Here is a 12,153-nt window from a genome sequence, read left to right on the forward strand (position 1 = left end):
AAATATTCACTACAACACCCGCGTCATAAAACGGCTGTTCGGGTCGAATTGATAATCAGCAAACGGTTCGCAATCGACAAAACCATGCTTGAGATAAAGTTGATGGCAGGCCGCAAATCCCGGTTGTGTCCCCGTTTCTAAGCTCAGGCGCTGTAGACCACGCTCGCGGGCAACGTGCAGGATGTGAACTAAAAACTGGTTAGCGACGCCACGGCGTAAAAATGCCGTGGCCGTGCGCATGGATTTCAGCTCGCCATGTCGTTCATCCAGCATTTTTAGCGCCCCAATTCCGGCTAACTGCTCCCCTTCCCACGCCGACCAGAAAGTCACCACAGGGTCACGCAACTTTTGCACATCCAACGCATGGCTGCTTTCAGGTGGGGACTGTTCCAGCATTCCAGAAATATGAATAGCCACTAATGACTGCACCGAGTGATGTGTAAGATCATCAACTTTGATAGTGAACATGCTCTGGTTCCAAATGAGTGTTTTGAGAATCTACAACATATTTGCAACATCAAAGCTGACATCAGAAACCTCGTCCAATACAAAGTACTTATGACACTTACTTATTCATTCGCTGGAGCTGAATCTGATCGGCAGCTTTAGCCTGCTCTGCCAGCTCGGAAAACTGCGATGGCAGATAAAAACGCTCAGGCGCTTTAAGGCTGTGCATATCACTGCCGGTATGGATTTGTAGCTCCCCGAGCTGGCTTAGCGTAACGCCTGCAACTGTCGCGGGCATCTCCAGACGATAAGCCTGGGTATTTTCGAACGGCACTTTGGTCGGATAGCGGTTTTCGCTCAAATCGTAGTTACGATTGAGCACCAAAAATTTATCCGGCACGCGGCGCTTACTGTTCCACCAGTCACCGTCAACGGCGCGGAATTGCCTTTCGGTTTCTGCTTTACTGACAGCGCCAAGTTGCACCAACGCCTTGTGGAGCGCTTTATCCATCGCTTTATTGTATGAATCAACCGACCCGGCATTGCCGTGCAAAATCACGTTTATCGCAAGCCTTGCCCCTAATAAATTGGAATAGAGATCTTCTGGTGAGAAAGCGGATATTTCCTCAGGAAACCCCGGTACAGACTCGAAACCGTACCACTGGGCAATCTCATGCCATTGCGCGAGTTGAAATGCGAGATGTCCCGCAAGCCACGCCGCAATTGTGTAGCGCTCAACCATGGAAGCTGGCGGTGTAAACGCATGCAATTGAATGCGTCTGACCCCCAGCTCTTCGCTGTAGAACAAGCGCCAGTCCTGGCCGAGTCGGGAGTAAATCTGCGAGAATAGATAAAAGGTATTATCAGCAGTATCACGGACGTGGGCGATGTCGATAAAGCCACCACGGTGGGTATAAATCAGGCCGCTTTTTTCTTCGCTCAGACCGACGATATTTTTGACGGCTCCCAAGGCACTATCGTTATAACGATGCTGGCCGAGTGTCCCGAGCGTCAGAATATTACCTATCTGGTAAACCGGAATCGGTACGCCAACGGCTCGTACCTGCAAGTCATAACCAAATGCGCAGCAAGGGCGCAGAGACTCAGGCGCGATCAAATTTTGCGCCACTGGCCACACTCGCCGCGCTTGCTCGATGGGCAAAATATCGGCTGACTGCGGTTGCGCACCATAACTCAAAGAGGCTACGCCCAGTAGCAGAGTAACAATCCAGACCCGCATTAAAATGCCTCCGCAACTTGAAAGTAAAAACCGGCACTCTCTTTGCCAAATCCCAGATCAAGACGGATGTTCATGTCTGGTTTAACCTCGAAACGGTAGCCCGCGCCGAAGGTGGGTAACAACGGATGATCCCCAAGGTTTTGCGGGCTATCGCCCAATGCACCTGCCCCCACCCACAGAACATAGCCATGTCGCCAGTTGAGCTTCTTGCGATATTCTATCTGAGTGCTGACCACGTCTTTATCGCGATAACGCCCCTGATAATATCCGCGCAATCTCTCGCTATCTCCCGCCTGAGATAGACGATCCCATGGCACATCACCGCGCGTAAAACGTCCCCAAAGATCAAACGCTAATACGTCCTGATCATTGAGCGGGAAGTAATAATTATATTGCATCTCCAGCGCGGTGAAATGGGTATCCGAGCCGATGGAAGGATCAAAAAGGCTGTATTCGGCGCTAAAAAATTGGCCGTGCCGCGGGCGGGTGATCACATCTCGCGTATCGTAATTAATGCTGGTGGTAACGCCGGAGCTTAGCGTCCTCCCACCTGCATCGTAGCGGGAAAAATTATCGTCCGGATTCGGATCGTCAATGTTCTCAGCGTCATAGGTTGAAAAGTCCCACCCCACGCCAACATACAGATTATCAACGATTTGGCGCATTATCTTCGGATGGAGACTAAACGACTGCTGGGTATATTTCTGCTCGTTGCCTTGGGCCGCGTCATAACCAATACCCCAAAACCCAGTTGGGATTTTCGCAAGCGATCCATCAACAAATAGCCGCCATTCGTCACCCGTGAAAAACGTGTAGTTTTTCATTCCCAACCCCAGCGCACCGCTGGTGCTGACAAATCCAGTTAAGGAAATAGATGAGTTTTGGGTTGCTCGATCGTTGGGATCAACACGGTAAACGCCCGCCACGGCAGTCCCCAAACCAAGTTTCAATTCAGGGGTATAAAACGGCCCTGGCAGCACGCTCCAGTTAATACCTTTGCTGGCATCATATTGATTATCCGCGCCTAAATTTCCCAGAAAGCCGTCAATCTCTTCGCGCGTAAAGGCTTCAGTACTCGCCGGTGCCATTATGATACTCAGCAAACCCCAAAATAGCGCGCCGCGTTTGTTCATTAGAATCTGTATTCACCCGCGATGAAGAAACTGTTGCGTTCGTTAAAACCAAATTCCGTTAACACATTGAAATTTTTCGTAATTTCATACTGCGCCCCCACCAGCATGTTCCACGGCGAACTCAGGTGTTGCTTGACGTCAAAATGCCCGTTTTCCACCACGCTGTTCAGCGCCGCAGGCAAACCTAAATCCGACAGATTCCCCTTAAACTCTTGTTCAACATCCTGATACATCGTGCCCACCCAGAGGCTCAGGTGTGAAGGGCCGGAAACACCAGGAAGCTCAAAGCGATAACCCACGCGCGGCGAAACCGTCAGCGCCGAAATTTTACCGTCGAGAATATCGAAACTGGTCTGCGTATAGTTGGTATCCAACAGCGCGAACCAGTTTTCATAGCCCCCCGCCAGCGTCATCCCTGCACCGTAGGTCGTACCTTCAAATTTCAGGGTAAAGTCGAGATCCTGTAGCGCTCCACTCTCATAGCCCGCATGCACCGCCTGGGCAATGATCCGGTTCGGATCGAAGCGACCATATTGAGAAGGATCGGCATCCACCGAGATTTGCGAAACGGAAGAGCCTTTGGTATGCCCGAGAATTCCGTAGAAGTTGAGGAACGGAAACACCCACATATCAAGGCGCAGGTTTTCGGTTTCACTGCGTTCGCGGGTATCGCCGACGCCGATATTAAACAAGTCATCAGGGATCGGTCGGCCAGCAAAGCTCAGTCCCGTCAGGGCAATACTTTCAACATCGACGTTCTGGCGCATGTTCATATAACTGAGATTCACGCCAAACGGCAGTGGAATGGAATAACCACGTGCGCGCGCTTCATCTCCCCAGATTGGAAACGTGCTGCTCTCACTCGCCGTATCCGTTGATGCCCCAAATGCCCCGCCGGATAAAAACAGCAACGGCAGCGCGTAAACCCGACACTGTTGCACACCTTTTAATATTGATTTCATTAGGTTCTCTTTATAATTTGTTTTGTCAGTCTCGCGGTAAATTCCATTTACAGACCCGCCCCCACGTTGAAATAGACCGCTTGTTCGTCGTCGCTGAATGCAACATCAATACCAGTATGTAACCCAAACTCGCGCGCTATCAGGTAACGGAAACCCCCTCCCCACGCCACTTCAGTCGTCTGATAAAGCTCATCCATATTATTTGCAGCGCTCCCTGCGCCCACAAAACCCTGCAACACCCAGCGCGGTGTCATTTGCCACTCAAGCTGCGTTTGCACGGTACCGACATAATCACCTTGATAGCGATATCGCGAGATGCCTCGCAAATAGATATAGGGTCGCGCCATCGGCGGCAGATGGCGGTCAGCATTCGAAAGTGACTGATAGTTTCCCGCCAACGCCAAAGTGAAATCGGCTCCGAGCGGCTGGAAATATTTACCGTCAATGGTCAGCATGTTGTACTGATAATCGCCGCCAAGAAAATGGGAATAAAACTGATATTCGCCAGTGACCGATAAGCCACTGCGCGGATAGAAAAAGTTATCCGTTGTGTCATATTCCATCAGCAACCCAACACCCGAGGTCGAACTTTCCTCGCCCAGCACCCGCTGAAATGTCCGGTTGATAAGCTTGTTATCGGCCGAGATTTTCATATTTGCATAGAATTGCGAACCACCAAGGAAAAACGGAGTATCTGCAACGCGGAACAGTAATTTTTGCATACCTCCGTACCCCTTTGTTTGGGTACTAATGCCTTTTCCGGTCTCAAAACCTGCAATATCACCTGAATAAATATCAATATTTACATTGGCATAGCCAAGACCAACCAGATATCGAATGCTGTCGTTGTTCCAGGTATGACGATGTCCACCGCCAACAAACCAGGTGCCGTTTTGCGTCGCCCCGCCACCAAAAGCCGAAACGGCCGGAGGAATGGGTCGCCCATTGGGATGGTTTTTTGCCCCCCGACTGTCTTCAGTGTCATGCAAAAATAGGCCAAATAGCCCGCCTCCGTAACCTACTGCGGGTTCGGTTATCACCACCGGAACCGGTAAGAAGCCGTAGCGGTTTTCGCTCAGATACTGGCTCATATCCAGCATTCCGTCGCTATCATCAATAAACCCAGATGCGCGGGCTTCCATAGCCGTCCATGCCAAAAGAAAAAGCAGCACCCTAATCATATGCATCGCCCAGTAAAATGTGATTTTGTTTTATTATTCAATCACACGAGAAATATCATTCCCGTCAAAGAACTAGTTTGAGCATAGTCGAGCCTCATGCACATTCAAGATAAAGGGAGAGAAGATAAGGGGTTGGAGAGCGCGGATTTCAACGATGGCACAGCCAAAGCAAGCACGGTATCATCGGAAAAACTTATTAAAAGGCAGGTATGAATGGATATTAATCACAGCACTGGCGAAAATGTCATTACCAGTACCAAAGGCTATATGTGGTTTTTATGTCTAAACATCATATTCTGCGCCTGGCTTTTTTTGCGCAGCACGCATAACAAAGATGTCGAATCGCTTCCCCCTGCACTACAACTCCTGTGTGGCTGTATCGTAATACTTGCCTTAATAAACCTGATTATCACTCTAAAAATAAAGAATAATATAAACGACGGTGTCTATCACTACGCCCTTCCCTTTGTGGTCTTTGCCTTTGGTTTATTGTGGTCAGTTTTGCTTTTAAACGTCACCATTTATTACCAGGACACAATGATCACATTGATTATGACCGTTTCAGTGTTATTACCCGCGACGATCACTTTCTATATTTCCGGGCGACTGCTGCTGCTGTTTTCAGCTCCATTAGCCTTGTGCTTACTGTATGTCGAATTTTTCTTGCAGGATAAATTTAGCCTCGCACAGTTCATCGGCGCGGTGATCATGCTGTTAGTTATCTATTCTTCCCGCTACATTTTGCTGGAGTGGTATCAGCGCGTACAACGTAGCGAATACGAGAAGAACATCCTGATTAAAAAGTTGGTGCAGCAGGCACACTATGATGCCTTAACAGGGCTGTTCAACCGGCTGAGCATGGCGCGTTTTTTTGAAGAGTGTGTCAGCGCCCTTTCCGGCAATAAGAAAAAGCTGTTCATGATTGTTCTGGATATCGATTACTTCAAACAGTACAACGACAGGTATGGTCATGTGGCCGGTGATAAATGCCTGATCAAAGTCTCACAATGTATTGAGCAATCTCTGCGTAAAGAGACTGACAGCGCATTTCGTTTTGGCGGTGAGGAGTTTGTTGTCATGACGGTGTGCAACGATATTTCCCAGGCCAAATCCATCAGCCACAGGATCCAACACAATATTGCTCATGCCCACATTCCTCACGAGGGTTCGGCTATTTCGTCAGTGCTTACCGTCAGCCAGGGAATTGCACAATGGAGCGAGGGAGTCACTCTGGAAGGGTTGGTCGAACAGGCCGATAAGCAACTTTATCAAGCGAAGCAAAACGGCAGAAATCGGGTTTGTTACTAAAACGAAAAAACCCGCCGAAGCGGGTTTTTAAATTTCTAGCTTAGTTAACGCTAACCTTACAGGCTAGTTACGTTACCAGCTGCTGGGCCTTTAGCGCCGTTCTCGATGGTGAAGGAAACTTTCTGGCCTTCATCAAGAGATTTGTAGCCATCGTTCTGGATAGCAGAGAAGTGTACGAACAGGTCTTTAGAACCGTCGTCTGGAGTGATGAAGCCGAAGCCTTTATCAGCGTTGAACCATTTTACCAGACCAGTCATTTTGTTAGACATGAATATTACCTTTTGAAATAAGTGTGCCTTACGGCGATTTGGTATGCTTTACAGATTTTATGAAGCGGTAGAGGAGCACACGACAAAGGGTATCCAGGGATGACTCTTGAAGGACTGCTTTACTAAGTTGCTTTAAAGGTCTGTACGTCAAACCGATGGGGCGTATTAACTCATGCTTAGGCGATGAATGACAAGGATTATTTTAACCGTCCACAGGTCTGGAGCTAAAGCCCCCCTCTTTTAGCGCTTCGCTTAGAGGGGGTAAACGGCACCACAACACACCCATGCATCGCACCGCTAATCCATTGTTAGTAATCTATTTTTGCCACCCTACGCAGTGCTTCTGGCGTGACTTCTGGCAGGCCAAAAAACTCCATATATGCAGGAATCATCTCAAATAACATATCTGTTCCAGGTTGTATCTGGCAGTCTCTTTCCAGCGCTGCGCGTAAAAATGGCGTGATTTCGCTCTTCATCACCACTTCACCGACAAAACTTCCCGGCGTTATCGCGCTCATATCCATCGGCAGTTCATCGCCAGCATTCATTCCCAGCGGAGTTGCGTTCACGACAATGGAAAACGCCTTTGGGTTGCGCAAGTGGGTCTGCACGGTGAGCAACGGATAATGGCGTCGCAGGCGTTTTGCCAGCTCTTCGCTGCTTGCCGTGCGGTTATCAAATAACGCTAGCGTATCGACACCCGCTGCCGCCAGCGACGCGGCAATAGCCGAACCAACTCCGCCGCATCCCACCACTAACGCCCGCGCCCCTTTAACCTGAACCCCTTTGCGCAACACGCCGCGAACGAAACCGTCGCCATCAAACATATCACCGCGCAAACTGCCATCCGCTTCACGACGAATGGCGTTACAGGCACCAGCAATTTGCGCGGTAGGGCTTAGGCTTTGGACTAAGTCGCAGGTCGAGACTTTGTGCGGCATAGTCACCAACGCCCCCACAATATTGGTCAGGCGAAATAGAGAAGGAATCATCTGCGCATAATCTTCGCCTTTCACCCCCATCGGTACCACTTTGATATCAATCCCTTGCTCTTCAAACCATGGGTTGTAAATCATCGGCGCTTTGAAGGTGGTGGTTGGGTAGCCCAGATGAGCGATTAACCGGGTATTGCCACTAATTTCCATTGCATCTTCCTCTTTAACGGCATCACTGGGATCTGCGACGCCGTTGCGCATCATTAATTAATCATCCAGTTCAATACGTTTGATATCGCCAAGAATAAAGACATACGACAATACGCCCAGCAGCGCTGCTCCGCCGATGTAGACCAGTGCATAGAAGAAGTTGCCCGTTGCCGCGACGATAAAACCGATGATGAGCGGCGTAATGATAGAGGCAAGGTTTGAGCAGAAGTTGAATAAGCCGCCGGTCAGCCCCGCCAGATTCTTCGGCGCCATATCGGAAATCAGCGTCCACCCAAGTCCCACCATCCCCTGCCCAAAGAAGGCAACGGACATCACCGAAATCACCAGCGCATCCGTCGGCATCCAGTTAGCCGAGATAATCAGGCTCGCCATCAACAGGCCAGCGATAATCGGCAATTTACGCGCGATGTTCACCGAACCCGTCCGTTTCAGTATTTGATCAGACACCCATCCACCAAACATCACGCCAACGGCGGCAGCGAGGAACGGCAGAATGGCGAAGAACCCCACTTTCAGCCAGGGCATATGGCGTTCGGTTGCGAGATAGGTTGGGAACCAGGTTAGGAAGAAAACTAACGTAGTATTCCCGGCAAACTGGCCGATCCCCGCACCGAGGATCTGGCGGCATTTCACCAGTTTGGCTACATTCGCCCAACTGAAGTTCATCTTCGGCTCAGGTTCTGCTTCTTTTCGGTCATGCCCGATATATTCCAGCTCAAGCTGATTGGCCGTTTTCGATTCATGCGGCTCGTGATAAAAACGCCACCACACCAACACAAATAAGATCCCCGCAACGCCGACGGTGATAAACAGCGTCCGCCAGCCGAAGGTTTCCATAATAAAGAACAACAACGGCGCAAATGCCGCGAGGCCGATGTATTCCCCTACGGTGTACACCGCCGTAGCACGGGCACGTTCGTGTTGCGGGAACCACTTGCCAACCACACGGCTATTCACCGGGAAGCACGGTGCCTCACTAATCCCCAATCCTAAACGGCATAGCAGCAGAGTTTTCAGCCCTATGGTTAATCCGTGGAATAAGGTAAATGCCGACCAGAAAAACAGCGCCAGTGCATAGGTGATTTTGTTGCCAAAGCGGTCGAGGAAGATGCCGCCGGGTATTTGCATCGCCGCGTAAGTCCAGGCAAACGCAGAAAACACGATCCCCATCGTGGCCGCACCAATGCCGAGATCGGCACTCAACTGCGGCGCGGCGATACCTAATACCGTTCGGTCGAGGTAGTTAATCATGGTTCCAATAGCCAGAAGGGTCAGGATAACCAGTCGGGTACGGGAGCGTTTCTCTACACCAGTTTTCGGGGCGGCAATGTCGCCCTGGCCATAACTCGCCATTTTTTATTCCTCTGTCTGTAGGTTGCAGGTGTTCTAATTGAACCTGATGGTTCATTTATTGTTTTAAATCGCATAAACGCATTTGCATCGCCGCCAGACGAACCGCCGCGTTGGTTGCTCCATATTGTTGATAATCTCCTCGCCGCTCGACCAATTCAAAGAAGAAACGATCGGGGCGGAAAGGAGGGGTGTAGACGTGTAAAAACTCCTGCTGCCGGGCATCTCGCTCATAAAGGATATCCAGACGTTCCAGCCCTTGTAATAACGAATTGTTTACCCCGTAACGCGCCAGCAAATCGCCATAATAATTCGCCGGGATCGGCAGCAATTCCAGTCCGTTAGCTTGCAGACTTTCAACGGTTGCCGGTAAATCATCACAGGAAAATGCCACGTGTTGCAGCCCGGTTCCCTGATAACTCGCCACCGAACGTGCGATTTGAGTATCCAGGCTGTGCGACATATTTAACGGCAAGCGAATCGAATGACAGGGGCTGTGCATGACCTGGCTTCTGACCAATCCGTACGGGTCCGGCACACTCAACTCGTTATCCAGCTCAAAGCCAAACACCGCCCGGAAAAACATAATCCAGTTATCGCGACTGCCTTCGACTAAACCTAACGCCAGGTGATCAATGCCGCGCAAAGCGCCCGAGGTCGCGGGATCTGAAAGTTTAAAATCTGTCTGATAAATATCTCTCTCGCCTAAATCTGGCGCTTCAATCAGATAAATTAAGCTGCCATCTGGGGCGCAAATTGCCGCCAGCGCTCGCTCGTCTGGACCATGTTCTTCATGCCAGATGGGATAGCCATAATCCTGCGCACGCTTGAGCACATTTTCCGCACCCTTGACGCGCCACGCCATCGCGCAAAGCGAAACACCGTGGCGACGATGAAACTCATCTGCCCAACTGTGTGACTGATGGTTGATGATCATATTCACGCCACCGTTACGCCACAGCGAAACGTCTTTTGAACGGTGCTCCCCAGCCAGCGCAAACCCCAGCGGTTGCAGCGCTTCACCCAAGGCGACGGCATCCTGGGCATCCGTGGCAAACTCTAAAAATTCGATGCCCTGATAACTGGCCTGAGGCGCACTGTGGAACAATGGCGCATCAATGTGTGGATTGTTATTCCAGGTCTGCTCTTCCAACCAAAGCAGCGAACGGTAGCCATCTTTTGCGGTTGGTGCGTTTGGCGTGGCACGGAAATTGTCGTTGAAAATTTCCAGCGACCACGGGCCACGATAGCCTTTCTCAGTCAGCAGGCGGGTAAATTCAACTACCGGCAGTTCACCTTGCCCCGGGAAGCAGCGGAAATGGCGACTCCACTCAAGCACATCCATTTTCATCAGTGGCGCATCGGCCAATTGCAGGAAGGTGATTTTCTCCAGTGGAATATCATCAAGATTAATCAACTGATCGCCGAGAGACAGCACGTGGAAACTGTCCAGCACCAGCCCTAACGCCGGGCTGTTAACTTGCTTTACCCGTTCCCAGGCCTGACGATAACGGTTCACATGTGTGCCCCAGGCCAGCGCCTCATAGCCAACAGTAATTTCATTTTGTTGTGCCAATTCAGCCAGATGTGCCAGGTCGCTCACTTGTAAATCAATATTCGCAGAGCAGTCCGGTGCCACGTTGCTGCACAGCAACATGGTGTTGCACCCCAGCTCCTGCATCAGGGAAAATTTACGCCGCGCACGTTCCAGGTTGCTGGCAAACTGCGGGCGCGATGCTCCTTCAAAATCCCGGAAAGGCTGAAATAGCGTGATGGAAAGCCCAAGATCAGCCGCCATTTTTCGCACGTCGGCGGGTGTACCTGGGTAGTAGAGCAAGTCATTTTCGAAGATTTCGACACCGTCAAAACCCGCAGCCGAGATTGCTGCCAGTTTTTCTGGCAACGTGCCAGAGAGAGATACGGTTGCAATTGAACGCTGCATGTTGGCTCCAGGGGATCGGGGGTAAGTGGGTTAATGTTGTATCATTTGGTTCATATTGCAAACTTATAGTTAATTAATTGTTACCGTAGATCACACCATCAGAAGTTAAAAAAAATAGCGGGCGATTAACGAACAAAACAAAGAAGGATTACACTTTTTAGTCACTCCCCTGGCAACTAAAAGGCCGACACAACATGTCAGATAATAACTATCAGCCCCCAAAAGTTTGGACGTGGAAAAAAGGCGAAGGCGGCACCTTTGCTAACATTAATCGCCCGATTGCAGGCCCAACCCATGAGCGCACATTACCCATCGGCAGGCACCCGTTGCAGCTCTATTCTCTTGGTACACCGAATGGGCAGAAGGTCACCATTCTGCTTGAGGAGTTGCTGGCGATAGGCGTGAGCGAGGCAGAATACGATGCTCACCTGATTCGAATCGGCGAAGGGGACCAGTTCTCCAGTGGCTTTGTTGAAGTGAACCCGAACTCGAAAATTCCGGCGTTGATGGACCATTCAGCCACACCACCGATTCGCGTCTTCGAGTCCGGCGCAATCCTGTTGTATCTGGCGGAGAAGTTCGGCCATTTCTTACCAAAGGATCTTGCGGCACGCACCGAAACGTTGAACTGGCTGTTCTGGCTGCAAGGTTCCGCCCCTTACCTCGGCGGCGGTTTTGGCCACTTCTACAATTACGCCCCCATGAAAATCGAGTACGCCATTAATCGCTTTGCAATGGAAACCAAGCGCCAACTCGATGTGCTCGACCGACAACTGGCGACACATCGCTTTATTGCGGGCGAGGAATATACCATTGCCGATATCGCTATCTGGCCGTGGTACGGCGCACTTGCAAAAGGTGGGTTGTATGACGCGGCAGAGTTCCTCGACATAGCTTCATATAAAAACTTCGCGCGTTGGGCCGATGAAGTGGCAAATCGTCCTGCGGTGAAACGTGGGCGCATTGTGAATCGCACGTTCGGGGAGCCATCTGAGCAGTTACACGAACGCCATGACGCGTCTGATTTTGAGTTACGTACCGAAGATAAACTGGCGAAATAACATTCTCATGGCAGGTTGCAACTGTGGCCTGCCTATTTTATCGTTTAAAAATAAACAAACTTAATAGTGTTTCAAGATAACCGTGCAGGTAAGT

Annotated in this window: 11 protein-coding genes; 2 read left to right on the forward strand and 9 right to left on the reverse strand. The window is 50.3% G+C overall.

Features of this window, described 5'->3' with window-relative positions; all coding sequences use genetic code 11:
• Positions 1-9: 9 nt before the first annotated feature.
• From OH773_RS19485 to OH773_RS19505, 5 genes are all read right to left on the reverse strand, one after another.
• Positions 10-468 carry a GNAT family N-acetyltransferase gene (locus tag OH773_RS19485; protein WP_270141113.1) on the reverse strand — a complete coding sequence of 153 codons (459 nt, stop codon included), beginning with the start codon at positions 466-468 and terminating at the stop codon, positions 10-12.
• A gap of 97 nt (positions 469-565) precedes the next feature.
• Positions 566-1,687 (reverse strand): DUF4056 domain-containing protein, encoded by a 1,122-nt coding sequence (locus tag OH773_RS19490; protein WP_270141115.1) that lies wholly within the window; start codon positions 1,685-1,687, stop codon positions 566-568.
• On the reverse strand, positions 1,687-2,820 hold the full coding sequence (locus OH773_RS19495) for a BamA/TamA family outer membrane protein (RefSeq protein WP_270141117.1): 1,134 nt from the start codon (positions 2,818-2,820) through the stop codon (positions 1,687-1,689). Before OH773_RS19495 ends, OH773_RS19490 begins: the two co-directional genes overlap by 1 nt.
• Positions 2,820-3,782 (reverse strand): hypothetical protein, encoded by a 963-nt coding sequence (locus OH773_RS19500; RefSeq protein WP_270141119.1) that lies wholly within the window; start codon positions 3,780-3,782, stop codon positions 2,820-2,822. The genes OH773_RS19495 and OH773_RS19500 overlap by 1 nt, the downstream gene beginning before the upstream one ends.
• A gap of 47 nt (positions 3,783-3,829) precedes the next feature.
• Positions 3,830-4,924 carry a BamA/TamA family outer membrane protein gene (locus OH773_RS19505; RefSeq protein ID WP_270141121.1) on the reverse strand — a complete coding sequence of 365 codons (1,095 nt, stop codon included), beginning with the start codon at positions 4,922-4,924 and terminating at the stop codon, positions 3,830-3,832.
• 252 nt (positions 4,925-5,176) lie between these two features.
• Here OH773_RS19505 and OH773_RS19510 point away from each other — a divergent pair, with 252 nt between their 5' ends.
• The gene (locus OH773_RS19510) at positions 5,177-6,271 is read left to right on the forward strand and encodes a GGDEF domain-containing protein (RefSeq protein WP_270141124.1); all 1,095 of its coding nucleotides are present in this window, start codon (positions 5,177-5,179) and stop codon (positions 6,269-6,271) included.
• A gap of 56 nt (positions 6,272-6,327) precedes the next feature.
• Here the strand turns inward: OH773_RS19510 and cspE are convergent, their stop codons facing one another.
• From cspE to OH773_RS19530, 4 genes are all read right to left on the reverse strand, one after another.
• On the reverse strand, positions 6,328-6,540 hold the full coding sequence (gene cspE, locus OH773_RS19515) for a transcription antiterminator/RNA stability regulator CspE (RefSeq protein WP_034461105.1): 213 nt from the start codon (positions 6,538-6,540) through the stop codon (positions 6,328-6,330).
• A 308-nt stretch (positions 6,541-6,848) separates the two neighbouring features.
• The gene (locus tag OH773_RS19520; RefSeq protein WP_270145964.1) at positions 6,849-7,685 is read right to left on the reverse strand and encodes a shikimate dehydrogenase family protein; all 837 of its coding nucleotides are present in this window, start codon (positions 7,683-7,685) and stop codon (positions 6,849-6,851) included.
• Between the two features lie 57 nt (positions 7,686-7,742).
• Positions 7,743-9,059 (reverse strand): MFS transporter, encoded by a 1,317-nt coding sequence (locus OH773_RS19525; protein WP_270141127.1) that lies wholly within the window; start codon positions 9,057-9,059, stop codon positions 7,743-7,745.
• Positions 9,060-9,114: 55 nt separating this feature from the next.
• Complete coding sequence (locus OH773_RS19530) at positions 9,115-10,998, reverse strand: bifunctional sugar phosphate isomerase/epimerase/4-hydroxyphenylpyruvate dioxygenase family protein (protein WP_270141129.1); 1,884 nt, start codon at positions 10,996-10,998, stop codon at positions 9,115-9,117.
• A 194-nt stretch (positions 10,999-11,192) separates the two neighbouring features.
• On the opposite strand from OH773_RS19530, the gene yghU reads away from it, so the two are divergent.
• Positions 11,193-12,059, forward strand: coding sequence for a glutathione-dependent disulfide-bond oxidoreductase (yghU, locus tag OH773_RS19535; RefSeq protein ID WP_270141131.1), 867 nt, complete (start codon positions 11,193-11,195; stop codon positions 12,057-12,059).
• Positions 12,060-12,153: the final 94 nt, after the last annotated feature.

Source organism: Buttiauxella sp. WJP83, from assembly GCF_027594725.1.
GTDB lineage: Bacteria > Pseudomonadota > Gammaproteobacteria > Enterobacterales > Enterobacteriaceae > Buttiauxella > Buttiauxella selenatireducens.